We start from the raw sequence: 24019 nt of genomic DNA, 5'->3' as shown, positions 1-24019 counted from the left end.
TCCCACAGACACGGGGCGGCACCGGGAAAGCATCGTTCCAGTTGCGGCAGCAGGCGGAAGCCCCTTCGATCAGGGTATAATGCCGCGCTTCCCCAACTATCCGGGCCCGCCGATGCTGCGCATCCAGGCTGAAGCACTGACGTACGACGACGTCTCCCTCGTCCCCGCCCATTCCACCGTCCTGCCCAAGGACGTCAACCTGGAAACGCGGCTGACGCGCGACCTGCGGTTGAAGTTGCCGATCGTCTCGGCGGCGATGGATACCGTCACCGAGGCGCGGTTGGCCATCGCCATGGCCCAGCTGGGCGGCATCGGCATCCTGCACAAGAACCTGACCGTCGAACAGCAGGCCGCCGAAGTGGCCAAGGTCAAGAAGTTCGAAGCCGGCGTGATCAAGGAGCCTTTCACCGTCGGGCCCGAAACCACGATCGCCGAGGTGCTCAAGCTCACCCGCGCGCGCAACATCTCCGGCGTGCCGGTGGTCGATGGCGGCCAGCTGGTCGGCATCGTCACCAGCCGCGACATGCGCTTCGAAACGAAGCTGGACGATCCGGTCCGCCACATCATGACCAAGAAGGATCGCCTCATCACGGTGAAGGAAGGCGCCAGCGATGGCGAAGTGCTGCAACTGCTGCACAAGCACCGCATCGAGAAGGTCCTGGTGGTCAATGATGCCTTCGACCTGCGCGGCCTGATCACCGTCAAGGACATCCAGAAGAAGACCGACAACCCCAATGCCGCCAAGGACAGTTCCAGCCGCCTGATGGTGGGTGCTGCCGTCGGCGTGGGCGGCGACACCGACCAGCGCGTCGAAGCGCTGGTGGCTGCGGGCGTGGACGTGATCATCGTGGATACCGCGCACGGCCATTCGCAGGGCGTCCTGGACCGCGTGAGCTGGGTCAAGAAGCGCTTCCCGTTGCTGCAGGTCATCGGCGGCAACATCGTTACCGGCGATGCCGCGCTCGCGCTGATGGATGCCGGTGCCGACGCGGTGAAAGTCGGCGTGGGCCCGGGCTCCATCTGCACCACCCGCATGGTGGCCGGCGTGGGCGTGCCGCAGATCACCGCCATCGACATGGTGGCCGAAGCCCTGCAGGACCGCATCCCGCTGATCGCCGACGGCGGCATCCGCTACTCGGGCGATATCGGCAAGGCGATCGCCGCGGGCGCATCCACGGTGATGATCGGCGGCCTGTTCGCCGGCACCGAGGAAGCGCCGGGCGAAGTCGAACTCTTCCAGGGCCGCAGCTACAAGAGCTACCGCGGCATGGGCAGCCTGGGTGCGATGGAAAAGGGGTCCAAGGACCGCTATTTCCAGGACGCCAGCGACGCCGACAAACTGGTGCCGGAAGGCATCGAAGGACGCGTGCCCTATCGTGGTTCGGTCGGCGGCATCATCCACCAGCTGGTCGGCGGCCTCCGTGCCACGATGGGCTACGTGGGCTGCGCGACCATCGAGGAGATGCGCAGCAAGCCGAAGTTCGTGGTCATCACCGGCGCTGGCCAGCGCGAGAGCCACGTGCACGACGTACAGATCACCAAAGAGCCACCGAACTACCGGATGGGCTGATCGTTGCCGGAGAAGGGAGACGCCAGCGTTTCCCTTCTTCGTTTTTGTAGCCGCAGGACACCATGACCAACATCCATACCGACAAGATCCTCATCCTCGACTTCGGCGCGCAGTACACGCAGCTGATCGCCCGCCGCATCCGCGAGATCGGCGTCTACTGCGAGATCTGGGCATGGGACCACGATCCCGAGGAGATCGCGAAGTTCGGCGCCAAGGGCATCATCCTGTCCGGTGGCCCGGAATCGACCACGCAGCACGGCGCGCCCGCAGCACCGCAGCAGGTGTTCGACAGCGGGCTGCCGATCCTGGGCATCTGCTATGGCATGCAGACGCTGGCCGCGCAGCTGGGCGGCGCAACGGAAGCCGCCGATGCACGCGAATTCGGTCATGCCGAGGTGCAGCTGGTCGCGCATGACGCACTGCTGGGCGGCCTGAGCGATCACCAGGGCGCGCCGCGCATCGACGTGTGGATGAGCCACGGCGACCACGTCGCGAAAGCGCCGCCGGGCTGGACGATCACCGCCACCACCGACCGCATCCCGGTTGCGGCGATGGCGCTGGAAGAGAAGCACTGGTACGGCGTGCAGTTCCATCCGGAAGTGACGCACACCAAACAGGGCCAGACGCTGCTGCGCCGGTTCGTCGCGGAGATCTGCGGCTGCAAGACGTTGTGGACCGCCGCCAACATCATCGACGACCAGATCGCCCGCGTGCGCGAGCAGGTCGGTTCCGATGAAGTGATCCTGGGCCTGTCGGGCGGGGTGGATTCGTCGGTTGTCGCGGCGCTGCTGCACAAGGCCATCGGCGAACAGCTGACCTGCGTGTTCGTCGACACCGGCCTGCTGCGCTGGCAGGAAGGCGACCAGGTCATGGCGATGTTTGCCGAGCACATGGGCGTGAAGGTCGTGCGCGTCAATGCCGCCGACCGTTACTTCACCGCGCTGAAGGGTGTTGACGATCCCGAAGCCAAGCGCAAGATCATCGGCAACCTGTTCGTCGAGATATTCGAGGAAGAATCGAACAAGCTGAAGAACGCCAAGTGGCTGGCGCAGGGCACGATCTACCCGGACGTGATCGAGTCGGCCGGCAGCAAGACCGGCAAGGCGCACGTCATCAAGAGCCACCACAACGTCGGTGGCCTGCCCGAGCACATGAAGCTGGGCCTGGTGGAGCCGTTGCGCGAACTGTTCAAGGATGAAGTGCGTCGCCTGGGTGTGGAACTCGGCCTGCCGCGCACGATGGTCTACCGCCATCCGTTCCCCGGCCCCGGCCTGGGTGTACGCATTCTGGGCGAGGTGAAGCCGGAGTACGCCGAACTGCTGGCCAAGGCGGATGCGATCTTCATCGACGAACTGCGCAAGGCCGACCTGTACGACAAGACCTCGCAGGCGTTCGCGGTGTTCCTGCCGGTCAAGTCGGTGGGCGTGGTGGGCGACGCACGTGCCTACGAGTGGGTCATCGCGCTGCGCGCAGTCGAAACCATCGACTTCATGACCGCGCACTGGGCGCACCTGCCGTACGACTTCCTGGGCACGGTCTCCAATCGCATCATCAACGAACTGCGTGGCGTCTCGCGCGTGGTCTACGACATCTCGGGCAAGCCGCCAGCGACGATCGAGTGGGAGTGATGGATGGCGGCGGCACATGGCCGCCGCCGCGAGGAAATCCGCCGGAATCCCTTCCAGCGGTCTGACGCGTCACTGGATGGTGGTGTTGTCTGCGTGCACCAGGCAGGACTCGAAGCCCGACACGGTGATGCCTACCGAGGTGTTTCCCTTGCAAAGTGCGGGTTGGCCCGAGAGTCCCGACACCCCGGGCTCGCGCATCATCAATGCGTTGTTGATCAACTGGCCGCCCGTGGTGGACGCGCCCTGCGCCCAGCCGGTGAACCAGATTCCGATGGCATTCGTGTCCGTGCGGCGACGCAGATCAAGGACATGATTGTTGACCAGGCGCGGATTGGTCGAGCCGGAAATCATCAGGCCCACTAGCATGTAATCGGCCGTCAGGCCCGCGATGGTGTTGTTGATAGCTTCCTGGCCGGTGGCTGAAACCTCAGGCGAAAAGGGAAACAGGCTGATCCCGACAACCTGGTAGGCGGTGTCGGGGAGGATATTGGACACGCGGTTGTTTACCACGCGGGCGTCGTGACCCCAGACCGCAATGCCGTTGGACAGCACGTTCTCGACGCGATTGTTGAGGACTTGGGTATTGCGACCCTCGTAACCCGCTGTGATCCCCCGGTCGAAGTTCCTTACCACGCAATTCTGCACGGTCACGTTCTCCAATCCGGGCATGCCAGCGATACCGTCCGAGCCGGCTGACAACGTCTCTGCCTGGATGCTACGGCCCCGGCAGTTGAGTACCACGTCACTGGAGGCGATGTGGACGCCGTAGTGGCTCTGGATGACAGCATCATTGCGCAGACAGTAGTAGCCGGGCGCGGTGATCGTGTATGGCAGGGATGTGATGATGGTGGAGCATGTGGTCGTACCCGCCTCCTGCGCGAGAGCGGGGGCGCCGAGGGTGGCCAGGGCGAGCACTGCAATGAACTTGTTGAACATTTGCGCATCCTTGTGATCGATTGATGGAATGGGCACGCGCAAATCCTCCACTTGCACAGGCGAGTCGGTGGTATCGGCGGAGTCCCCACGACGATTCTATTCAATGTCGTCTCACTGGCTGTGACGAGCGACCTGTTCCCGCGCACTTCACCGTTGTGCGTCGAGGGAGCTGCAGGCGACAATCTCTGAACTGGCATGGGGCGGGCGATAAGGACGCGACGACGTGGATGACGAATACTGGATGCGCCGCGCCTTCGCGCTGGCCGACCGCGCCGAGCGCGAATTCGACGAGATCCCGGTGGGTGCCGTGCTGGTCGGTGCCGACGGCCAGGTGCTTGGCGAAGGCTGGAACCGCAACATCCTTGACCATGACCCCAGTGCACATGCCGAGATCGTGGCGATGCGCGAGGCGGGCAGGGTATCGGGCAATCACCGCCTGGTCGGCACCACGCTGTATGTCACGCTGGAGCCGTGCGCCATGTGCGCGATGGCGCTGGTGCATGCACGCGTGGCGCGGCTGGTCTACGGTGCCGGTGATCCCAAGACGGGTGCCTGCGGCAGCGTGTTCGACGTGCTCGCGGACCCACGCCACAACCATCGCGTGGAGGTGCTGGGTGGGGTACTGGGTGACGAAGCGGGGCGCCGGTTGACCAACTACTTCCGCGCCAAGCGCGGCCGTCCCCTGGTCTAGCCGGTGGATGGGGGCGCCTTGCGCTTCACCTTGCGGTGGTCCATCTCTTCATTGATCGCCGTGACAGCCAGTGTCGATTCACGGGCAAGCAGCAGGCTGGCCGCGAGCATGGCCACAACCCCCAGGGCCGCAAGCCAAGTGGGCAGGGAGCCCAGCCTGTGTCCGGTGAACGTATCCACCGCCACCGCCAGGCTGGTGCCGACGAAGCAACTGATGGCGCCATAGAGCAACTGGCCAGCGCGCAGGATGATCAGGCTGCGCTGGCGCTGCAGTGCGATGCGCTTTTCCAGCAGGGCCCGCTCCGCGTCATCTTCCATGTCGGCCAGCTCGCGCAGCAGCGTGCGCGCCCGGTCGATGATGCGTGCAAGACGGTTGTTGGCCGACAGCAACAACGATGCGGTCGCGGTCAGGAAGAACGCCGGCGCCAGCATCGCGGTGAGCACGGCGTGGTCGGTGGTCGGATTCATGGGCCGGTCACGGGAATGGTCTGCGTTATGATGACATGATGCGGTACGCCCGCATCCCCGGTGTGGATACCCGGGCCTTCTTTCCGTCACGGACTGCTGCATGGCATCGCAAAACACGCACAACGACCGCCTGATCTGGATCGACCTGGAGATGACCGGCCTGGACACCGACCGCGATTCGATCCTGGAGATCGCCACGGTAGTCACCGATTCCCGCCTCAATGTGCTTGCCGAAGGTCCGGAGTTCGCGATCGCGCACCCGGTCGCGATGCTGGAGGCGATGGACGACTGGAACCGCAACCAGCATGGCAAATCGGGCTTGTGGAAGCGGGTGGTGGAGAGCCAGGTGACCCTGGGCCAGGCCGAAGCGCAGACTGTTGCGTTCCTCAACGAGTGGGTGCCCGCTGGCGCCTCCCCGATGTGCGGCAACTCGATCTGCCAGGACCGTCGCTTCCTGCATCGCCTGATGCCGCGGCTGGAGAAGTACTTCCACTATCGCAACCTGGATGTCAGTACGCTCAAGGAACTGGCGCGCCGCTGGGCGCCGCAGGTGCTGGAAGGGGTGCGCAAGCAATCCAGCCACACCGCACTGAGTGACGTGCGCGACTCCATCGAGGAGTTGCGCCACTACCGCAGGCACATGGCGGCGCTCGCCGGCGAGGCCCTGTAGGAGTGGCTTCAGCCCCGATGCTTCTCCCTCGGGCCGTGGTCGGGGCTGAAGCCGCTCCTACACGGCAGGCTTGGCCACGTCGCCATCGTCGGCAACACCCTTGGTGATGATGTCGGTCAGGGGCGTGCCGTCGCTGTTGTGGTGATACACATGCAGGTCGCGCTGCGGGTACGGGATATTGAGCCCGTTGCCGATGATCTCGGTACGCACGGCTTCGGTCAGGTCGCTCTTCGTCTCGCCGAAATCCTTGGTCTTCGCCCACGCCAGCAGGATCAGATCGACGCTGCTTTCGCTCAGTTTGGACACGATGACGCTCGGTGCCGGGTCCTGCAGCACGAGAGGATGATCCTGCGCGATCTTCAGCAGGATCTGCTTCGCCTGCTTGAGGTCGTCGTCGTAGCCGACGCCGACCGGGATGTCGATGCGCCGGTGCGGCTTGGCGGTGAAATTGATGATCGGCGCCGTGGTGATCAGGCTGTTCGGAAGCACGATCAGGCGATTGTCGAGCGTACGCATCCGGGTCTGGAAGATGCGGACTTCTTCGACGATGCCTTCCAGCCCGCCGGCCTGCACGAAGTCGCCGTCGCGGAACGGACGCAGCACGATCAGCATGACGCCGGACGCGATGTTGGACAGCGAATCCTTCAGCGCCAGGCCGACGGCGAGACCGGCGGCACCCAGTACGGCGAGCATGGACGTGGGATTCACCCCCAGCGAGGTGAGCGCGGTGATGATGACCAGCACCATCATGGCGGCGTAGCTCGCGCGGCGCAGGAAGCCGCCCAGCGTGGCGTCCGCGTGCGTGCGGCCGAGGACGCGTTCCAACCCCGCGCTCAGCCGCTTGGCCAGCCACATCCCCACCAGGAAGATGACGGCCGCAGCGAGCAGCTTGAGGCCCCAGGTTTCCAGCAGTTGAAGCCAGTCGATACCGCGCAGCTCGTTGAGCAGTACCGTCGGTTCGGTGGGGATGTCGGGGAGGGCAGGGGGCGTGGTGGGGGACGCGGACATGCAGGACTCCTGAAATGCAGCACGCCCCATCAGGGGCGTGCCGGGTTTACAGGAGGATGGTAACCGCGTTTGCGTGAAGATGATCGCAGCGGATCAACCCGCCTTCGTCTTCGCCAGCCGCAACCAGGTATCGACCACGGTATCCGGATTCAGCGACACCGATTCGATGCCTTCGGCCATCAGCCATTCGGCCAGGTCGGGGTGATCGCTGGGGCCCTGGCCACAGATGCCGACATACTTGCCTTTGGCACGCGCTGCCTTGATCGCCATCGAAAGGAGCTTCTTGACGGCGGGATTCCGTTCGTCGAACAGGTTGGCGACGATGCTGGAATCGCGGTCCAGGCCCAGCGTCAGCTGAGTGAGGTCGTTGGAGCCGATCGAGAAGCCGTCGAAGATATCCAGGAACTCGTCGGCCAGCAGGGCATTCGACGGCACTTCGCACATCATGATGATCTTCAAGCCCGGCTTTCCATCGGCAGCGCCATCGCCCTGGCGCAGGCCGTGCTTGGCGAGTACCTCGATGACCTTGCGACCTTCCTCCAGCGTGCGCACGAACGGGATCATCACCCACAGGTTGTCCAGGCCCATCTCGTCGCGCACGCGGCGCACGGCCTGGCATTCGAGCGCGAACGCCGGTTCGAACGACGGATCGACATAGCGGCTGGCGCCGCGGAAGCCGATCATCGGGTTCTCTTCATGCGGTTCGTAGCGGGTGCCGCCGATCAGGTTGGCGTACTCGTTCGACTTGAAGTCGGACAGGCGCACGATCACCGGGTGCGGCGCGACCGAGGCGGTGATGGTGGCGATGCCCTCGGCCAAGCGGTCGACATAGAAGCTGACCGGGTCGGCATAGCCCGCAGTCTTGGCATCGATCTTCCTGCGGACATCCAGGTCCTGGCGGTCGTATTCCAGCAGTGCCAGCGGGTGCACGCCGATGTGGCTGGCGATGATCATCTCCAGGCGCGCCAGGCCGATGCCGGCGTTGGGCAGCTGGCCGAAATCGAACGCGCGTTCCGGGTTGGCGACGTTCATCATGATCTTGAGCGGTGCTTCGGGCATCGCCGCGAGGTCGGTCGTCGTGCGTTCGAACGGCAGGCTGCCGGCATAGATGAAACCGGTATCGCCCTCGGCGCAGCTGACGGTGACCTCGACGCCGTCCTCGATCCGGTCCAGCGCGTTGCCGGTGCCGACGACGGCCGGCACGCCGAGCTCGCGCGCGATGATCGCGGCATGGCAGGTACGGCCGCCGCGATTGGTAACGATGGCGCTGGCGCGCTTCATCACCGGTTCCCAGTCGGGATCGGTCATGTCGGCCACCAGCACATCGCCGGGCTGCACGCGGGCCATGTCGTCCAGCGAACGGACCACGCGGGCCACGCCGCTGCCGATCTTCTGGCCGATGGCGCGACCTTCCGCGATCACGTCACCGCGTTGCTGCAGCGCGTAGCGCTCGATCTGCGTGGCCTTGGCACGCGACTTCACCGTTTCAGGACGTGCCTGCACGATGAACAGCTTGCCGGTCACGCCGTCCTTCGCCCATTCGATGTCCATCGGGCGGCCGTAGTGCTCTTCGATCACCAGCGCCTGCTTCGACAGCTCCTGCACGTCCGCGTCACTGATGGAGAAGGTGTTGCGGAGCGCCACCGGCGTGTCTTCGGTCCTGACGCGCTCGCCCCGCACGTCCGAATACACCATGCGCAGCGCCTTGCCGCCCAGCGAGCGACGCAGGATGGCCGGCTTGCCCTGCCTGAGCGTGGGCTTGTAGACGTAGAACTCGTCCGGATTCACCGCGCCCTGCACGACCATCTCGCCCAGGCCGAAGCTGGAGGTGACGAAGACGACGTCGCGGAAACCGGATTCGGTGTCCAGCGTGAACAGTACGCCGGAGGCACCCACGCCCGAGCGCACCATCAGCTGCACGCCGGCGGACAGGAACACGTCTTCGTGCTTGAACCCGTGGTGCACACGGTAGGCGATCGCACGGTCGTTGTAGAGGCTGGCGAAGACTTCCTTCACCTTGTGCACGACATCGTCGGCGCCGGTGACGTTGAGGAAAGTCTCCTGCTGGCCGGCAAAACTGGCATCGGGCAGATCTTCGGCCGTGGCCGACGAGCGCACGGCCACCGCCACCTCGCCGCCGCCGTTCCCGGCACACAGCGTGGCGTAGGCGGTGCGGATGTCCGCATCCAGGTCAGGCTGCAGCGGCGCGTCGATCACCCAGCCGCGGATCTCCTTGCCGGCGGCCGTCAGCGCCGCCACGTCCTCGACATCCAGCGTGGCCAGCTTGTCGAAGATGCGCTTGGACAGATCGTTGTGGGCGATGAAGGCCTTGAAGGCCTCGGCCGTGGTCGCATAGCCGCCCGGGACCGACACGCCCAGGTTGGCCAGGTGGCCGATCATTTCGCCCAGGGACGAATTCTTGCCACCCACGCGGGCCAGGTCGGCCAGGCGCAGCTCGTGCAACCACAGGATGTTCTCGTTCAAGCGCAATGCTCCGAAGCAGGCCGCGCCATGCCGATGACCATCGGCGTGGGGTGCCGTGTCCATGGGGAAAGAAGCGATATGATGCAGTGCATACCAATTGCAGACAAGCTTGATCTGAAGGGGATTTCCATGGTGAAGCAGGGAACGGGTGGCCATGTCTGAGCTGCGTGCGGTGTTCTACGTCTCGGATGGCACCGGTATCACCGCCGAGACCATCGGCCACAGCCTGCTGACGCAATTTGCGGGCATGCGCTTCCAGACGGATCGCCTGTCCTTCGTCGATGACGAAGAGAAAGCGCGGGATGCCGCCGACCGCATCCGGCGCACGGGCGAAAAGCTGGGCAGCCGTCCCATCGTCATCAACTCCTGCGTGGATCCGGCGCTGAGTGCATGCATCGCGGAGAGCGGGGCGCTGATGCTGGACGTGTTCGCCCCCTTCATCGAGCCGCTGGAGCGCGAGCTCGGCCAGCAACGCCAATCACGGGTGGGTCAGGCGCACGGCCTGGTGGACTTCGAGACCTACCACCGCCGCATCAACGCCATGAACTTCGCGCTGACCCATGACGATGGCATGGCGGTGAACTACGACGAGGCCGACGTGATCCTGGTGGCGGTATCGCGCGCCGGCAAGACGCCGACCTGCGTGTACCTGGCGCTGCATTACGGCATCCGCGCGGCCAACTACCCGCTGACCGATGGCGACCTTGAAACCGATCGCCTGCCTGCGCGCCTGCGACCCTATCGCCGGAAACTGTTCGCGCTGACCATCGACCCCGACCGCCTGCACCAGATCCGCCAGGAACGCCGGCCGAATTCGGGCTACGCGAAGATGGAAACCTGCAAGCGCGAAGTGGCCGCCGCCGAGGCGATGTTCCAGGTCGAGCGCCTGCCCACGCTGAGCACGACCAACAAGTCGATCGAGGAGATCTCGAGCAAGGTCCTGTCCACGCTGGGCCTGCAGCGCGACATGTACTGAGGGGGAGGGCGCTTGCGTGGGCCCGGAAAGCAACGCCGGGGAACCCTTAACTTAGGCCGCACGCCACGGGTCGTCAATGCTGCCGCGCGTGCGGTTCGGCGTGTAGGATCGACCCATGTCCCAGGCCCTCGCACGCACCGCACGCATCCCCCGGCTCAGCCGCTTCGGCTGGCTGATGGCGCTCTACGCGGAGAACCATGCGCGGCTCACGCGGCTGTTCGCGCCGGAGCACCTGCAGCCGGGAACGTACCTGTCCAGCATCGGTGACGGGCTGGACGTGCGCCTGGAGGTCATCGAGACGCACCGCTACACGGTGGAACTGCGACTGACCTATGACCTCTGCGATCCGCTCACGGGCGAACCCGATCCTTCCGCCTTCGTGCGCCTGTACCGGGACGCGCATCAAGCGGAGGCCACGCACTGTTATGTCGGCAGGCGCTGGCAGGATGTCATCGGCCTGTACCCCCCGCCGGCGGAGGTGATCAGCCATCGGATGCGCATGAATACGTTCCTGGGCAAATGGCTTGAATACCTGGCGGAACAGGGCCACGGCGTGGCGACCCTGCGCCCGGCCACCATCACGCGCGACGTCGCCTGACGCGCAACCCCGACCGCAGCAGCGTCAGGCCACCCGCATGAAGCGGATGGCATTGAGGCGGCGCAGTCCGTTGTTCGCGTCACGCGACAGGTTCATCACGTCGACGGCGCCCAGCGTTTCGAGTTCGAGCAGGCGCTGGGCGACGGCGTCGAAGGCGGCTTCATCCAGGCCCAGCGAACCCGCGGTCCACCGCGTATCGCGGTTGATCGGGAGCTGGGCGACCAGTTCGTCGGCAAGGGAATCGTGTGTCATGACGGCAGGCTCCGGCAAAGGGGCACCAGCTTCGACTGCACCTACTGGGTACACGCGCCTGCCGATCCATTGCGAGGGAGGGCAGCGTGGAGTCGCTTCTACGCCGTTTGCGGTGAGTTTCTTGTAAATGCCTGCGAAAGACGCGTTACGATCCTTCGACCGGGAGAAACGCAAAAAAAAGAGGCCCGGTTTCCCGGGCCTGCAAGATAGTTGGCGTCCCCACGGGGATTCGAACCCCGGTCGCTACCGTGAAAGGGTAATGTCCTAGGCCTCTAGACGATGGGGACACACGTAAAATGTTGCCAGGTTTTTCATTCCGGACGGCCTATTGTCCGGATGTTGGTGGAGCCAGGCGGGATCGAACCGCCGACCTCCTGCATGCCATGCAGGCGCTCTCCCAGCTGAGCTATGGCCCCAACGTGCTGGCAGGAGCGAAATGATAGCCAGCCTCTTTGCGATGCGCAAGCATCCCTTACGAAAAAATTCACAACTGGCGAATCTCCGGGCATGCGGGTGAAATAGGGCGATTCGGAATCGGCGGGGCTTTGCGCGGCGGATGATCGGTTTCTCAGTGAAGGAATGGAGCGCATGGGCACCGGGACTGGTGGACCACGACGCATGGCGCGCGTGGGCCAGGGCGCCCTGGCTGCCGATGGGGGACGACACGCCCGCGCTCACGGAGGTTCCGGCCATGCAGCGCCGTCGCATCGAGCGACTCGGCCGGATGGCGATCCAGACGGCATGCTGGTGCCAGCGCGCGGAAGAACATGGCGTGCCGATGGTGTTCGCATCCCGGCATGGCGACGTGGCGCGCTCGATGGAACTGCTCGAAGCACTCGCGGCTGAGCAGCCGCCATCGCCGACGACGTTCGGCCTGTCGGTCCACAACGCGATCGCCGCCCTGTATTCCATCCTCCGGCGCGAGCGCGGCAATTACATTGCGCTGGCGGGCGGCATGGCGACCGTCGAAACCGCGTGCGTGGAGGCCGCCGCGTTGCTCGCAGACGGCGCGCCGGAAGTGATGCTGGTCGTCTACGACGCTCCGTTGCCGGCGATCTATGCGGGGTTCCCGGATGAACCGGATGCCGGCTTTGCCTGGTGCTGGCGACTGGCGCTTGCCGATGGCGCTGCGCCCACGTTGCGACTCGGGTGGGGAAGCGAAGGCGTTGCCGGCGAGACGGATGCAGAAGCCAGCCACTTGCCGCATGGCCTGGATGTCTTGCGTTTCCTGCTGTCCGGCGACCTTTCCCTGCGCTGGATCAGCGACGGGATGGCGTGGCAGTGGCGGCGAGATGCGTGACCGGCTGGATCATGCGTGGCGTGTCGTCGGGACCGGGCTGAGCTTCCTGGCGTTTGGAGCCGGCGGACTGTTGCTGGGCGCCTGCGTCCTGCCGCCCCTCCTGTGGCTGGTGCGCGACCCGGAGCGCCGCCGCCGCTGGTCCCGCCGCCTCGTCCAGCGCAGCTTTGCCGCGCATGTCGAACTGATGCGGCGGTTGGGCGTGATGACCTACGAGATCCGTGGGCGCGAGCGCCTGGCGCGCGACAGTCTGCTGGTGCTGGCCAATCATCCCTCTTTGATCGACGTGGTCCTGCTGGTGTCGCTATTGCCGAACGCCGACTGCGTGGTGAAGTCCGCGGTCGCGCGCAACCCGTTCATGCGCGGGCCGGTACGGGCCGCAGGTTACGTATCCAACGACGATGGTGCGGGATTGGTCGAGGACTGCATCGCCGCAGTGCGGGCGGGCGGCGCGCTGGTCATTTTCCCCGAGGGAACGCGGACCACGCCGGGGCAGCCGTTGAAGCTGCAACGCGGCGCCGCCAACATCGCGGTGCGCGGCAGACTGGACATCACGCCGGTACGGATCACGTGCTTGCCACCGACGCTGGGGAAAGGGGATAAGTGGTATCGTGTGCCGCCGGTGCGGTTCCATATGGTGATCGATGTTCAGGAAGACCTGCCGATCGCCCCGTTCCTGAATGGAACGGAGGGGGCGGACCCATCGGCGGGGGGAGAGGCGCTGGCAGCCCGGCGACTCACGGAATATCTGGCCATCTACTTTGCGGGAGATCCATCGCGTGCAGGCACTTGAGCACGAGATCAAGGAATTGATCATTTCTTCGTTGTCGCTGGAGGACATCTCCCCGGACGACATCGACACCAGCGCGCCGCTGTTCGTGGAAGGCCTTGGCCTGGATTCGATCGACGCGCTCGAACTGGGCCTGGCGCTGCAGAAGCGGTATGGCGTGGCGCTCTCGGCCGACTCGCAGGAAACCCGTCGGCATTTCGCCAGCGTGCGCGCATTGGCCGATTTCGTCGCCTCGCAAGGCAAGGCCTGAGCAGGGACGGGTAGGACTGGCAACATGACCAAGAACGAACTTTTCGACCGGATCGTCACGATCCTGCATGACAGCTTCGAGATCGAGCCCGCGCGCATCACGCCCGAGGCCCGTCTCTACGACGATCTCGACATCGACAGCATCGATGCGGTGGACCTGATCGTGCAGCTCAAGCCACTGCTGGGGCGCAGCCTGCAGCCGGATGCCTTCAAGTCGGTGCGCACGGTGCAGGACATCGTGGACGTGCTGTACGGCCTGATCCGCGACCAAGCCGCCTGAGCGCAGGCCGCCTCCGCGTGTCCCGCATCGGCGCGATCATCTTCGTGGCGTTGTCCGTGGCGTACCCGCTGGTGGTGTACTGGGCCATGGGCCGCTTCGAGCCACGATGGCTGGCCGTCCTGCTGCTGGTGCTGGCCTTGCTTCGCGCCGCCGCCACCCGTCAGGCAGTGTGGCTGGCCGCCGCGGCGGGGGCCGCGGTCCTCGCGGGGCTGGCCACGGTCTTCAACCAGGCGCTGCCGTTGAAACTCTATCCGGCGCTGATCAATGCAGTGATGCTGCTCGTGTTCGGTGCCAGCCTCGTATTCCCGCCATCGGCGGTGGAGCGCATCGCCCGGCTGACGGAGCCCGACCTGCCGCCTGCAGGGGTGGCGTACACGCGCCGGGTGACGCAGATATGGTGCGGCTTCTTCGTGTTCAACGGCACGGCGGCGCTGGTCACCGCGTTGTGGATGTCCGACCGCGCATGGGCGCTGTACAACGGACTTATCGCCTACGGTCTGATCGGGCTGTTGTTCGGCGGCGAGTGGCTGGTGCGCCAGCGCGTGAAGGCGAGCCATCGGCATGGCTGAGTGGCGCAGCCTGACGGACGTCGCCGTGCAGCCGGTGCCTGCCCGTGCCTTCATGGTGGCGGGCCGGGAGGCCCGTGATCACGTACATTTCCATCGCGACGTGCTGCGCTGGCATGCGAGCTTCCAGGCCCGGGCCGGCACGACCTGGGCGCTTCATTTCGACGATGCCGCACGCTTCGCCGTCGCCTTGTACGGTGCATGGCACGCCGGCAAGACGGTCGTGCTGCCGGGCGATGCCCTGGCCGGCACGCAGGCACGATTGCGGAGCCGCGTGGACGGGTTCGCAGGCGACTGGCCGGATGCATCCCTGGCATGCGCCGATGATGACGAGGGCGAGACCCTGCTTTCTCCCCTGGACGCCAGGACCACGCGCCTGACCGTATACACCTCGGGGAGCACCGGCGAACCCGTTGCGATCGAGAAGTGCCTTGCCCAGTTCTGTGCGGAAGTCGAGGCGCTGGAAACCGCGCTGGGCGCGGGTCTGGAGGGTGTGGCGGTGCATGGCACCGTGTCTCACCAGCACATCTACGGGTTGCTGTTCCGCGTGCTGTGGCCGCTGGCCGCCGGTCGCGCCATCGTGCCGCGCGCGTTTTTCCCGGAGGACCTGCTGGCGGCGATGGAAGACCACGACGCCGTGCTGGTCGCCAGTCCGGCCCACCTGAAGCGCCTGCCGGCCCAGCTGTCGTGGTCGTCGCTGCATGGACGGCTGCGTGCGGTGTTCTCCTCGGGCGGCGCGCTGCCCGCCGAAGCCGCGCATGCCGCCGCTCAACTGCTGGGCGTGCCTCCCACGGAAATTCTCGGCAGCAGCGAGACCGGTGGCATCGCATGGCGCCAGTGGCGGGAAGAACAGCCGGCGTGGCGGCCGCTCCCGGGAGTCGATTGGCGGATACGGGACGGCGCGCTGGAGGTGCGTTCGCCCCACTTGAATGAAGACGCCTGGTGGCACAGCCAGGATCGCGCAGAGCCGGATGGCGCCGGCGGCTTCCGCTTGCTGGGTCGCGCTGACCGCATCGTCAAGGTGGAGGAGCGGCGGGTGTCGCTGGACGCGCTGGAGCGGCAGATCCTGTCGCATCCTGCGGTGAAGGAGGCTCGCGTGCTGTTGCTGGGAGGCGCACGCAGCACGCTGGCGGCGGTCGTGGTGATGAACGACGACGCGCAGGTGCCGGACGATGCATCGATGCGGCGCGCGCTTTCGCAGACCCTGTCGCGCCACCTTGCCGGCCATCAGGATGCCGTGACGCGCCCGCGCCGCTGGCGCTTCGTTGCGGCGCTGCCAGTGAATGCACAAGGCAAGGTGACCGAAGCAGGATTGACGGCACTGTTCCGTCCCGAACGGCCGGCAGCGCGCTGGATCCTGCGGGACGCCACGCATGCGAAGGTCGAGTTGCCGCTCGATGCCTCGCTTGCTGTGTTCGACGGACATTTCCCGCAGGCCGCCATCCTGCCGGGCGTCGCACAGCTGGACTGGGCGGTGCAGCTGGCGCGCGAGGTGTTCGCAGTGCCACGACATTTCCTGCGCATGGAGGCGCTGAAATTCCAGCGTGTCGCCCGGCCGGGGGATGTGGTCCGGCTTGATCTCGAATGGCACCCGGAGCGCGTCACGCTGGTGTTCCGCTACACCTCCGTGCACGGGCCGCATGCGAGTGGTCGCGTAGTGTTCGCCGATGTCGAGTGATCCCGCGCCCATGTCGTCCACCTTCCGTCCCCTGGTGGTGATCCCGGTGTTCGATCACGAGCACGCCATCGCGACGATGGTGGAGGGTGTGCTGGCGTCGGATGTGCCCTGCCTGCTGGTGGATGACGGCTCCAGCGCTGCCTGCGCAGCCGAACTGGATCGCCTGTCGGCATTGCATGGGCCGCGCGTGCGCCTGCTGCGGTTGTCCGAGAACCAGGGCAAGGGCGGCGCGGTATTGGCCGGTTTCCGTTGGGCCGGCGCCCATGCCCACACCCATGTCCTGCAGATCGACGCGGACGGCCAGCACGATCCCGCCGATATCCCCGCCTTCCTGACAATGGCGCGGGCGCATCCAGACGATGTGGTCTGTGGCGTGCCGCTGTACGACGACAGCGTCCCCAAGGGGCGGCTGTATGGCCGTTATCTCACCCACGTATGGGTCTGGATAAACACGCTGTCCTTTGCCATCCGCGACTCGATGTGCGGGTTCCGCGTATATCCGCTGCCGCCGGTGCTGCAGTTGATCGATGAGGAAACCATCGGGCGTCGCATGGACTTCGATGTGGAAGTGCTGGTCCGGTTGTTCTGGCGGAGCGTCGGGGTGCGCAACCTGCCCACCCGGGTGACCTATCCGCTCGATGGCGTGTCCCATTTCGATGTGTGGCGCGACAACGTGCGCATCAGCCGCATGCATGCCCGGCTGTTCTTCGGCATGGTGCGCCGCCTGCCGCGCCTTCTGGCGCGCCGCGCCGTGGACAGGGCCGCATGAGCGAGCGCGGTCAGCACTGGGCCGAGATCGGCGAATCCACGTCCGTGCGCGGCATCCTGCTGCTGTGTGCGGTACATCGCTGGCTGGGGCGCTGGCCGTTCCGTCTCTGCGTGTATCCGGTGGTGTTCACCCACTGGCTCGCCAACGGCACGGCGCGCCGCGCGTCGCTGCAATACCTGCAGCGGGCGCATGCGTACCAGGCCATGCCGCCACGGCGGCCGGGTATGTGGCAGAGCCTGCATCACTTCGCGATGTTCGCCGAAACCCTGCTCGACAAGATCCTGGCGCTGGGCCAGCGCTACCCGGTGGAACGGGTGCGGATGGAGCGGAAGGATGTGCTGGCCCGCGTGAAGGCGGGCGAGGGCGGCTTGATCGTCACCGCGCACCTGGGCTGCCTGGAGCTGTGCCAGATCATGGCCGACCAGGTGCCCGGGTTCCGCCTGACCGCGCTGGTGCACACCGCGCATGCCGAGCGCTTCAACCGGCTGATCCGTCGCCTGGATGCCGGCAGTCGGGTCGAACTGCTGCAGGTCACCGACCTGGGACCTGCCGATGCGGTGAAGCTGGCCGAGCGCGTGGCGCGCGGCGAGTTCGTTGCCATCGCGGGCGACCGGGTGCCGCTGCGCGGCGGCCGCAGCGTGACGGCATCGTTCCTCGGGCATGCAGCACCGTTTCCCATCGGGGCCTACGTGCTGGGCGCTGCGCTGAAGTGTCCCGTGTTCACGATGGCCTGCACGCATGATGGCGATGGCTACCGCGTGCGTCTGGAAGCCTTTGCTGAACGCATCGAACTGCCACGTGGCTCGCGCGATGCCGCCCTGGCCGGCTACGCTGCGCAGTTCGCGGCGTGGATGGAACGGCAGGTCCGCCTTTCTCCCTATGACTGGTTCAACTTCTACCCCTTCTGGGATCAGGTAACGCATGACGCCCGCAATGAATGAATCCGTGTCCCCGGTCTTCGGTGATGCCCCTCTTCGCATCGAGGATGTCGTGGCGCTCGCACGGCGGCAGGTACCGGCCGTGCTGTCGGACGACGCGGAATTCCGCGCGCGGATCACGCGCGGCGCGGATTTCCTGGATCGGCTGCTGGACGAGGACGGCGTCATCTATGGCGTCACCACCGGGTATGGCGATTCCTGCACGGTGAACATTCCGCCGGCGCTGGTCGCGGAACTGCCGCACCATCTGTACACCTACCACGGGTGCGGTCTCGGCCGTTTCCTCGATGAAACCGAAACGCGCGCAGTGCTCGCGGCGCGTCTGGCATCGCTGGTGCGCGGGATGTCCGGTGTCAGCCTGCCGTTGCTGCAAGGTCTGGAAGCGTTGTTGCGCCACGACGTACTGCCGCTGATTCCCGCGGAAGGATCGGTGGGCGCGAGTGGAGACCTGACGCCCCTGTCGTACGTGGCGGCGGTGCTTTGCGGCGAGCGCGAGGTGATGCATGCCGGCCGTCGCAGACCGGCCGCCGAGGTGCTGGCCGAGATCGGTCTCAAGCCGCTCACGCTGCGCCCGAAGGAGGGCCTGGCGATCATGAACGGCACCGCGGTGATGACGGCGCTGGCATGTCTCGCGTTCCATCGCGCCGAGTACCTGTCGCGGCTTGCCACCCGGCTGACTGCGTTCAACGTGCTGGCAAGCAACGGCAACGCGCACCATTTCGATGCGGTGCTGTTCGCCGCCAAGCCGCACCCGGGCCAGTCGCGGGTGGCCCAGCGCCTGCGCGAGGACCTGCACAGCGACCGTCCTCCGCGCAACGAACAACGGCTGCAGGACCGGTATTCGCTGCGCTGCGCGCCGCACGTGATCGGCGTGCTGGAGGACGCGCTCCCGTTCTTCCGCCAGCTGATCGAGACCGAACTCAACAGTGCGAACGACAATCCGCTGATCGACCCGGACCGCGAGCAGATCCTGCACGGCGGCCACTTCTACGGCGGCCACATCGCCTTCGCGATGGATTCGTTGAAGAACACCGTGGCCAACGTGGCCGACCTGCTGGATCGCCAACTGGCCCTGATCGTCGACGCCCGCTACAACCATGGGTTGCCCGCCAACCTGTCCGGTGCGACGGGGCCGCGCGCCGCCATCAATCATGGCCTGAAGGCGTTGCAGATCAGCGTTTCGGCGTGGACGGCCGAAGCGCTGAAGCTGACCATGCCGGCCTCGGTCTTCTCGCGCTCGACCGAATGCCACAACCAGGACAAGGTCAGCATGGGCACGATCGCCGCGCGGGACTGCCTGCGCGTGATCGAGCTGACCGAGCAGGTGATGGCGGGGATGCTGGTGTCGGCACGCCAGGCCCTCGAACTGCGCGAACGCGTGGGCCTGCAGTCGACGCTGCGCGATGGTCCTGCCGCGATGTACGCGGACCTGCGCGCGCGCATTCCGCTGGTGGAAGAGGACCGCGCACTGGATGGCGAGCTTCGCCAGTTGCTGGCCGACATCCGCGAAGAGCGGTGGAACGTCTATGCCGGTTGAGCAGCGCGATCATCTGGCCATCGAAGTCGCGCTGAGCCCGGCCTTCCATGACTGCGATGCCATGCAGGTGGTCTGGCACGGGCACTACTTCAAGTATCTGGAGATCGCCCGGTGCGCGTTGCTGCAGCGCCTGGACTACGACTACCCGCAGATGCAGGTGTCGGGCTATCTCTGGCCCATCGTCGACACGCGCGTGAAGTACATCCGGCCACTGCGGTACGCGCAGCCGCTGGTGGTGGCCGCGCGCATCAGCGAGTGGGAGAACCGGTTGAAGCTGGACTACGAGATCCGTGATGCCGCCAGCGGCGAGGTGATGACGCGCGCGCACACCATCCAGGTCGCGGTCGACGCGGCTTCAGGCGAGATGCTGTATCTGTGCCCGCCTGTCCTGTGGCAGCGGTTGGGAGTGGAGGCGCCATGAAGACGATCCGCGGATTCCTGTCCGCGTTCCTGCTGGCCGTCGCGGCGGGTGGAAGCATCCTGCCGGCGACAGCAGCCGATCCGCTGGCGCAGGTGCAAGGGCAGGTCGCGCAGGTGCCGCTGCTGCGCGGCGAGTTCGCGCAGGAGAAGCAGGTCGCTGGCTTCAGGAATCCGTTGCGTTCCAGCGGTCGTTTCCTGCTTGCACGTGGCAAGGGCGTGGTCTGGACCACGGTCGCGCCGTTTCCCTCCGAAATCGTGATCACGCAGGACCGCATCCTCAGCCGGCAGCGCGACGGCGGCCGGCGGGTGGAAGTGGACGCACGCCAGCAGCCGGGACTTCGCAGCGTCAATGCGATGATGTTCGCGCTGATGAGTGGCGACATGAAGGCATTGACGTCGACCTTCGACGTGAAAGCCGAGCCTGCAGCCGGCAAGGGGTGGCGGATGACGCTGGCGCCGCGTTCACGGCAGCTGGCGCAGGCGTTCACGTCCGTGCGCCTGTCCGGCGACCGTTACGTGCGCGAGGTCGAATTGCGTGAAGCCAATGGCGACGTCACCCACCTGCGCTTCAGCGCGATGAGCGAAACACCGGCGACCCTGTCGCGCGACGAGGCGGCCCGGTTTGAGTGAGCCGTCCCTTCATCCGCTGCGGGGCTGGCGTTGGCTGGCGCTTGCATGGTTGCTGGTGCTGGCGGCCGTGGCCTGGCACCAGTGGCGGTTCTGGCAGGCACCGCGGATCGACAGCGACGTGCTGGCGTTGTTGCCCCAGGACACCGGAGACCCGGCGATCGCCGATGCCACGCGGCGCATCGCCGGGAACAGTTCGCGCGACGTAGTGGTGATGCTGGGGGCGGATACGCCGGAAGCGGCGCTGAAGGCGCGCGCAGCTTTCCATGCATTCGTGCAGTCGTCTCCCGGCACAACGGCATCTGGGTTGCTGGTCAAGGACGCCTCGCCGGAGGACTGGTTCGCGCAGGCGCGGACTTTCTTCGCGCCGCATCGCGACCGCCTGCTGACACTGGCGCAACGGCAGGCGCTCGCGCAGACACCCGCCGATGCCCTGGCCGAATCCGCGCTCGCCGCCCTGTATGGGCCGATGGGGGCGCCCCGCCTGACCGAGTGGCGCAGTGATCCACTGGGCTTGTGGCCGCAGTGGTGGCAGGCGCAGGCCGCTTCCACGGGCCTGGCGCTGGATGGCGATGGCCTGCTGCAGGCGGAAGGACGTCACTGGGCCGTGCTGCAGTTCACCCTGCGCGAATCCGCGTTCAAGCTCGACGGGGAACGCCGGTTGCAGGATCTGCTGGATGGCGCGGCGTCCGCAGCGATCACCGCCGCGCCCGGGATACAGGTGCTGAAGGCGGGCGTGCCGCTGCACGCGGAATCCGCGGCCGTGCAGGCCAGCCGCGAGGTCAACACCATCGGCTGGGGGTCACTGGCGGCGGTATTGCTGCTGGTCTGGCTGGCATTCCGTTCGCTGCGTCCGCTGCTGCTGGTGGCGCTGTCGTTGCTGGTCGGTTGCGCGGTGGCGTTGACCGTCACCGTACTGGTGTTCGGGAAGATCCATCTGCTGACGTTGATCTTCGGCGCCAGTCTGGTGGGCGTCGCGGAGGACTATGGCATCCACTGGTTCGCCTCGCGCCAGGGCGTGGCCGCCGAGCGTCGCTGGTCATTGCTGCGGCACCTGCTGCCGGGCTTGTGGCTGGCCTTGCTGACCAGTGCCATGGCCTACCTGGCACTGGGGCTCGCGCCGTTCCCCGGGCTGCGGCAGATGGCGCTGTTCTCGGTGGTCGGGCTGACGGCCGCATTCCTGACGGTGATCCTCGCGTTTCCCTGGCTGGATGGGGGGCGCATGGGCACCACCGCATTCTCGCGCTGGCTGGGCGGCACGCTCGCGCGATGGCCGAGATTGGCCAGCCGTCGTGCCTTTGGCGTGCTGGCGGCCGCAGTGCTGCTGGTCGCGGTACCCGGCCTGATCAAGCTGCGAGCCAACGATGACCTGCGCGGCCTGCAATCATCGCCGCCGGCACTGATCGCGCAGCAGCGCGAAGTGGGGCGATTGCTGGGAATGCCCAGCCCGGCGCAGTTCTTCCTGGTCCAGGGGCGCGATGCCGAGCAGGTGCTGCAGCGCGAAGAACACCTCACCGCCCGGCTGCGCCAGGTGGAGCAGCAAGGCCTGGTCGGTGGCCACCGTGCATTGAGCGATTGGCTGCCGTCGCAGCGTCGGCAGGACGAGGATGCCGCGTTGACGGCACGCGTGGAGCGCGACGTGCTGGCGCGGCTGTCGGACGTAACCGGCGAGACCGTGCCGCGTGGGGAGTTCGCTGCCGCCTCCATCGACATGGACGCTTTCCTCGCGTCGCCCGCTTCCCTGCCGGTGCGGCATCTGTGGCTCGGGCAGGTGGGGCAGGGCGTGGCGTCGGTGGTGATGGTGAACGACCTGTCCCGCCAGGATGCGCTGGACACCTTCGCCGCACAGGCGGCGGGGCTGGACGGCGTGCGTTGGGTCAATCGCACCGCCGACATCTCGCGCCTGCTCGCGCACTACCGGCGGATGATGACCGGCCTGCTGCTGGCGGGCGTGGGCGTGGTGTTCGCCGTGCTGGCGATCCGCTACCGCGGGCAGGCGTGGCGCGTGATCACGCCGACCTTGCTGGCCGGCCTGCTGACGGTCGCGCTGCTGGGCTGGCTGGGCCAGCCGCTGCAGTTGTTCAACGTGCTGGCGCTGATGTTGCTGCTGGGCATGGGGATCGACTACGGCATCTTCCTGGTCGAGCACCGCGGCGACGCGAGTGCATGGCTCGCGGTCTGCGTGGGCGCGGCCAGTACGTGGCTCTCGTTCGGCCTGCTGGGCCTGTCGGCAACCCCGGCGCTGCGCGCGTTCGGTCTCACGCTGTTGTTCGGCATTGGCCTGGTATGGCTGCTTTCCCCCCTGTTCCGGCCTCCGCCGGAATCTCTCCCCTCGAACGGAAACACCTCTGCATGAAGACGGAACGCACGGAAATCCTCATCATCGGCGCGGGCCCCGCGGGCTCCGTCGCCGCGGCGATGCTGCGCCAGCAGGGGCGCAAGGTCCTGATCGTCGAGCGCGAGCAGTTCCCGCGCTTCTCGATCGGCGAAAGCCTGCTGCCGCAGAGCATGGAGTACATCGAGGCGGCCGGTCTGCTGCAGGACGTGGTGGAAGCCGGCTTCCAGTACAAGAATGGTGCGGCGTTCGTGCGTGGCGAGCGCACCACGGAGTTCGATTTCCGCGACAAGTTCTCGCCGGGATGGGGCACCACCTACCAGGTGCAACGCGCCGAGTTCGACCACGTGCTGGCCAAGGGCGCCGAGCGCATGGGGGCGGAAGTGCGTTACCGCCATGAAGTGCTTTCCGCCGAGCCGGGCGAGACGCCGCGCGTGACCGTGCGTTCGCCGGAAGGCGAGGAATACGTCATCGAAGCGGATTTCATGCTGGATGCCAGTGGCTTCGGGCGCCTGCTGCCGCGTCTGCTGAAGCTGGAGTCGCCTTCCAACTTTCCGGTGCGCGGGGCGATCTTCACCCATGTGCGCGACCACATCGCGCATGACGCCGGGTTCGACCGCAACAAGATCCTGATCACCACGCATCCCGAACACGTGGACGTCTGGTACTGGACGATCCCGTTCTCCAATGGTTGCTGCTCGCTGGGCGTGGTGGCGGAGATGGACTTCCTCAACCGCTACCAGGGCACCGGGCTCGAACGCCTGCAGGCCATCGTCGGCGAGGATCCGAACCTGACCCGCCTGCTGAAGAATGCCGAGTGGGCGGTGCTGCCGGTGCGCCAGATCACCGGTTACTCGGCGAACGTATCGTCGCTGTGGGGCCCGGGCTATGCGTTGTTGGGCAATGCGGGCGAGTTCCTCGATCCGGTGTTCTCGTCGGGCGTCACCATCGCGTTCAAGTCGGCGCAGCTGGCCAGCGAGTGCCTGGCCCGCCATTACGCGGGCGAAACCGTGGACTGGGAAGCGGATTTTTCCGTGCCGCTGCGGGGCGGCGTGCAGACCTTCCGGCGTTTCGTGGAGTCCTGGTACGCCGGTGGTTTCCAGCGCATCATCTTCCACCCCGATGCACAGCCTGACATCCGCCGGATGATCTGTTCGATCCTGGCGGGCTACGCGTGGGACAGGAAGAACCCCTATGTGGCCGACACGCAGCGTCGCCTGCACGTCCTGGAGCAGCTGTGCACCGGCTGATCG

At 66.3% G+C, this 24019-nt stretch carries 24 protein-coding genes and 2 tRNA genes; 19 read left to right on the top strand and 7 right to left on the bottom strand.

The annotated features are described in order from the left end of the window. Positions 1 to 112: 112 nt before the first annotated feature. Positions 113 to 1570: an IMP dehydrogenase gene (gene guaB, locus ACIPRS_RS15570; protein WP_446539288.1), complete on the top strand. Its 1458-nt coding sequence runs from the start codon at positions 113 to 115 to the stop codon at positions 1568 to 1570. A gap of 62 nt (positions 1571 to 1632) precedes the next feature. Further along, positions 1633 to 3198, top strand: coding sequence for a glutamine-hydrolyzing GMP synthase (guaA, locus tag ACIPRS_RS15565; RefSeq protein WP_446539208.1), 1566 nt, complete (start codon positions 1633 to 1635; stop codon positions 3196 to 3198). Between the two features lie 69 nt (positions 3199 to 3267). On the opposite strand, the gene ACIPRS_RS15560 is transcribed toward guaA, so the two are convergent. Beyond that, positions 3268 to 4134, bottom strand: a complete 867-nt coding sequence (locus ACIPRS_RS15560) for a right-handed parallel beta-helix repeat-containing protein (RefSeq protein WP_446539207.1) — start codon at positions 4132 to 4134, stop codon at positions 3268 to 3270. Between the two features lie 223 nt (positions 4135 to 4357). Between ACIPRS_RS15560 and tadA the strand changes: the two genes are divergently transcribed. Further along, the gene (tadA, locus tag ACIPRS_RS15555; RefSeq protein ID WP_446539206.1) at positions 4358 to 4825 is read left to right on the top strand and encodes a tRNA adenosine(34) deaminase TadA; all 468 of its coding nucleotides are present in this window, start codon (positions 4358 to 4360) and stop codon (positions 4823 to 4825) included. Here tadA and ACIPRS_RS15550 read toward each other — a convergent pair. Then, complete coding sequence (locus ACIPRS_RS15550) at positions 4822 to 5292, bottom strand: DUF2721 domain-containing protein (protein WP_446539205.1); 471 nt, start codon at positions 5290 to 5292, stop codon at positions 4822 to 4824. The two genes, tadA and ACIPRS_RS15550, sit on opposite strands and share 4 nt — an antisense overlap. Positions 5293 to 5392: 100 nt before the next feature. Here ACIPRS_RS15550 and orn point away from each other — a divergent pair, with 100 nt between their 5' ends. Continuing rightward, a complete protein-coding gene (gene orn, locus ACIPRS_RS15545; RefSeq protein WP_446539204.1) occupies positions 5393 to 5962 on the top strand; it encodes an oligoribonuclease in 570 nt (189 codons plus the stop codon). Positions 5963 to 6019: 57 nt separating this feature from the next. Here orn and ACIPRS_RS15540 read toward each other — a convergent pair whose 3' ends face one another. Both ACIPRS_RS15540 and ppsA read right to left on the bottom strand, forming a co-directional pair. Continuing rightward, entirely contained in the window at positions 6020 to 7000 is a 981-nt protein-coding gene (locus tag ACIPRS_RS15540) for a mechanosensitive ion channel family protein (RefSeq protein WP_446539203.1), read from the bottom strand. A gap of 63 nt (positions 7001 to 7063) precedes the next feature. Next, positions 7064 to 9454 carry a phosphoenolpyruvate synthase gene (ppsA, locus tag ACIPRS_RS15535; RefSeq protein ID WP_446539202.1) on the bottom strand — a complete coding sequence of 797 codons (2391 nt, stop codon included), beginning with the start codon at positions 9452 to 9454 and terminating at the stop codon, positions 7064 to 7066. Between the two features lie 154 nt (positions 9455 to 9608). Between ppsA and ppsR the strand changes: the two genes are divergently transcribed. Both ppsR and ACIPRS_RS15525 read left to right on the top strand, forming a co-directional pair. Next, positions 9609 to 10430 (top strand): posphoenolpyruvate synthetase regulatory kinase/phosphorylase PpsR, encoded by an 822-nt coding sequence (ppsR, locus tag ACIPRS_RS15530; RefSeq protein WP_192202550.1) that lies wholly within the window; start codon positions 9609 to 9611, stop codon positions 10428 to 10430. Positions 10431 to 10545: 115 nt separating this feature from the next. Next, positions 10546 to 11028, top strand: a complete 483-nt coding sequence (locus ACIPRS_RS15525; RefSeq protein ID WP_337732015.1) for a DUF1249 domain-containing protein — start codon at positions 10546 to 10548, stop codon at positions 11026 to 11028. Positions 11029 to 11052: 24 nt separating this feature from the next. On the opposite strand, the gene ACIPRS_RS15520 is transcribed toward ACIPRS_RS15525, so the two are convergent. The 3 genes from ACIPRS_RS15520 to ACIPRS_RS15510 form a co-directional block, all read right to left on the bottom strand. Next, positions 11053 to 11280 (bottom strand): hypothetical protein, encoded by a 228-nt coding sequence (locus ACIPRS_RS15520; RefSeq protein ID WP_142124729.1) that lies wholly within the window; start codon positions 11278 to 11280, stop codon positions 11053 to 11055. A gap of 211 nt (positions 11281 to 11491) precedes the next feature. Further along, positions 11492 to 11567 (bottom strand) — tRNA-Glu (locus ACIPRS_RS15515). Positions 11568 to 11620: 53 nt separating this feature from the next. After that, positions 11621 to 11696 (bottom strand) — tRNA-Ala (locus ACIPRS_RS15510). A gap of 140 nt (positions 11697 to 11836) precedes the next feature. Here ACIPRS_RS15510 and ACIPRS_RS15505 point away from each other — a divergent pair. Genes ACIPRS_RS15505 through ACIPRS_RS15445 form a run of 13 tightly spaced genes read left to right on the top strand, consistent with a single transcriptional unit; the run spans position 11837 to position 24016 of the window. Then, a complete protein-coding gene (locus ACIPRS_RS15505) occupies positions 11837 to 12580 on the top strand; it encodes a beta-ketoacyl synthase chain length factor (protein WP_446539201.1) in 744 nt (247 codons plus the stop codon). Further along, positions 12573 to 13370, top strand: a complete 798-nt coding sequence (locus tag ACIPRS_RS15500; RefSeq protein WP_446539200.1) for a lysophospholipid acyltransferase family protein — start codon at positions 12573 to 12575, stop codon at positions 13368 to 13370. The genes ACIPRS_RS15505 and ACIPRS_RS15500 overlap by 8 nt, the downstream gene beginning before the upstream one ends. Continuing rightward, complete coding sequence (locus tag ACIPRS_RS15495) at positions 13357 to 13617, top strand: phosphopantetheine-binding protein (protein WP_142124726.1); 261 nt, start codon at positions 13357 to 13359, stop codon at positions 13615 to 13617. The genes ACIPRS_RS15500 and ACIPRS_RS15495 overlap by 14 nt, the downstream gene beginning before the upstream one ends. Positions 13618 to 13641: 24 nt before the next feature. Next, a complete protein-coding gene (locus ACIPRS_RS15490; RefSeq protein WP_142124725.1) occupies positions 13642 to 13896 on the top strand; it encodes an acyl carrier protein in 255 nt (84 codons plus the stop codon). 17 nt (positions 13897 to 13913) lie between these two features. Next, the gene (locus tag ACIPRS_RS15485) at positions 13914 to 14465 is read left to right on the top strand and encodes a hypothetical protein (protein WP_446539199.1); all 552 of its coding nucleotides are present in this window, start codon (positions 13914 to 13916) and stop codon (positions 14463 to 14465) included. Beyond that, on the top strand, positions 14458 to 16140 hold the full coding sequence (locus ACIPRS_RS15480; protein WP_446539198.1) for an AMP-binding protein: 1683 nt from the start codon (positions 14458 to 14460) through the stop codon (positions 16138 to 16140). Before ACIPRS_RS15485 ends, ACIPRS_RS15480 begins: the two co-directional genes overlap by 8 nt. Then, on the top strand, positions 16130 to 16909 hold the full coding sequence (locus ACIPRS_RS15475) for a glycosyltransferase family 2 protein (RefSeq protein ID WP_446539197.1): 780 nt from the start codon (positions 16130 to 16132) through the stop codon (positions 16907 to 16909). The genes ACIPRS_RS15480 and ACIPRS_RS15475 overlap by 11 nt, the downstream gene beginning before the upstream one ends. Further along, positions 16906 to 17850, top strand: a complete 945-nt coding sequence (locus ACIPRS_RS15470; RefSeq protein WP_446539196.1) for an acyltransferase — start codon at positions 16906 to 16908, stop codon at positions 17848 to 17850. The genes ACIPRS_RS15475 and ACIPRS_RS15470 overlap by 4 nt, the downstream gene beginning before the upstream one ends. Next, the gene (locus ACIPRS_RS15465) at positions 17843 to 19384 is read left to right on the top strand and encodes an HAL/PAL/TAL family ammonia-lyase (protein WP_446539195.1); all 1542 of its coding nucleotides are present in this window, start codon (positions 17843 to 17845) and stop codon (positions 19382 to 19384) included. The genes ACIPRS_RS15470 and ACIPRS_RS15465 overlap by 8 nt, the downstream gene beginning before the upstream one ends. Then, the gene (locus ACIPRS_RS15460; protein ID WP_142124719.1) at positions 19374 to 19805 is read left to right on the top strand and encodes an acyl-CoA thioesterase; all 432 of its coding nucleotides are present in this window, start codon (positions 19374 to 19376) and stop codon (positions 19803 to 19805) included. The genes ACIPRS_RS15465 and ACIPRS_RS15460 overlap by 11 nt, the downstream gene beginning before the upstream one ends. After that, the gene (locus tag ACIPRS_RS15455) at positions 19802 to 20434 is read left to right on the top strand and encodes an outer membrane lipoprotein carrier protein LolA (RefSeq protein WP_446539194.1); all 633 of its coding nucleotides are present in this window, start codon (positions 19802 to 19804) and stop codon (positions 20432 to 20434) included. The genes ACIPRS_RS15460 and ACIPRS_RS15455 overlap by 4 nt, the downstream gene beginning before the upstream one ends. Beyond that, positions 20427 to 22787, top strand: a complete 2361-nt coding sequence (locus ACIPRS_RS15450) for an MMPL family transporter (protein ID WP_446539193.1) — start codon at positions 20427 to 20429, stop codon at positions 22785 to 22787. Before ACIPRS_RS15455 ends, ACIPRS_RS15450 begins: the two co-directional genes overlap by 8 nt. Continuing rightward, positions 22784 to 24016, top strand: coding sequence for an NAD(P)/FAD-dependent oxidoreductase (locus tag ACIPRS_RS15445; protein ID WP_446539192.1), 1233 nt, complete (start codon positions 22784 to 22786; stop codon positions 24014 to 24016). The genes ACIPRS_RS15450 and ACIPRS_RS15445 overlap by 4 nt, the downstream gene beginning before the upstream one ends. Positions 24017 to 24019: the final 3 nt, after the last annotated feature.

It is taken from the genome of Pseudoxanthomonas sp. LARHCG66 (assembly GCF_052871755.1).
Note: the sequence above shows the minus strand (reverse complement) of the source record. Positions and strands in the feature narration are given on the sequence as shown.

Excerpts from the sequence above, each read along its gene's own strand:
- guaA (WP_446539208.1), top strand. The coding sequence starts at position 1,633 with ATGACCAACATCCATACCGACAAGATCCTCATCCTCGACTTCGGCGCG.
- ACIPRS_RS15520 (WP_142124729.1), bottom strand. The coding sequence starts at position 11,280 with ATGACACACGATTCCCTTGCCGACGAACTGGTCGCCCAGCTCCCGATC.
- ACIPRS_RS15465 (WP_446539195.1), top strand. The coding sequence starts at position 17,843 with ATGAATGAATCCGTGTCCCCGGTCTTCGGTGATGCCCCTCTTCGCATC.
- ppsR (WP_192202550.1), top strand. The coding sequence starts at position 9,609 with ATGTCTGAGCTGCGTGCGGTGTTCTACGTCTCGGATGGCACCGGTATC.
- ACIPRS_RS15445 (WP_446539192.1), top strand. The coding sequence starts at position 22,784 with ATGAAGACGGAACGCACGGAAATCCTCATCATCGGCGCGGGCCCCGCG.
- ACIPRS_RS15560 (WP_446539207.1), bottom strand. The coding sequence starts at position 4,134 with ATGTTCAACAAGTTCATTGCAGTGCTCGCCCTGGCCACCCTCGGCGCC.
- ACIPRS_RS15500 (WP_446539200.1), top strand. The coding sequence starts at position 12,573 with ATGCGTGACCGGCTGGATCATGCGTGGCGTGTCGTCGGGACCGGGCTG.
- ACIPRS_RS15460 (WP_142124719.1), top strand. The coding sequence starts at position 19,374 with ATGCCGGTTGAGCAGCGCGATCATCTGGCCATCGAAGTCGCGCTGAGC.
- ACIPRS_RS15525 (WP_337732015.1), top strand. The coding sequence starts at position 10,546 with ATGTCCCAGGCCCTCGCACGCACCGCACGCATCCCCCGGCTCAGCCGC.
- ACIPRS_RS15480 (WP_446539198.1), top strand. The coding sequence starts at position 14,458 with ATGGCTGAGTGGCGCAGCCTGACGGACGTCGCCGTGCAGCCGGTGCCT.
- ACIPRS_RS15550 (WP_446539205.1), bottom strand. The coding sequence starts at position 5,292 with ATGAATCCGACCACCGACCACGCCGTGCTCACCGCGATGCTGGCGCCG.
- ACIPRS_RS15540 (WP_446539203.1), bottom strand. The coding sequence starts at position 7,000 with ATGGGGCGTGCTGCATTTCAGGAGTCCTGCATGTCCGCGTCCCCCACC.
- ACIPRS_RS15455 (WP_446539194.1), top strand. The coding sequence starts at position 19,802 with ATGAAGACGATCCGCGGATTCCTGTCCGCGTTCCTGCTGGCCGTCGCG.
- ACIPRS_RS15475 (WP_446539197.1), top strand. The coding sequence starts at position 16,130 with ATGTCGAGTGATCCCGCGCCCATGTCGTCCACCTTCCGTCCCCTGGTG.
- guaB (WP_446539288.1), top strand. The coding sequence starts at position 113 with ATGCTGCGCATCCAGGCTGAAGCACTGACGTACGACGACGTCTCCCTC.
- orn (WP_446539204.1), top strand. The coding sequence starts at position 5,393 with ATGGCATCGCAAAACACGCACAACGACCGCCTGATCTGGATCGACCTG.
- ACIPRS_RS15490 (WP_142124725.1), top strand. The coding sequence starts at position 13,642 with ATGACCAAGAACGAACTTTTCGACCGGATCGTCACGATCCTGCATGAC.
- ACIPRS_RS15470 (WP_446539196.1), top strand. The coding sequence starts at position 16,906 with ATGAGCGAGCGCGGTCAGCACTGGGCCGAGATCGGCGAATCCACGTCC.
- ACIPRS_RS15505 (WP_446539201.1), top strand. The coding sequence starts at position 11,837 with ATGATCGGTTTCTCAGTGAAGGAATGGAGCGCATGGGCACCGGGACTG.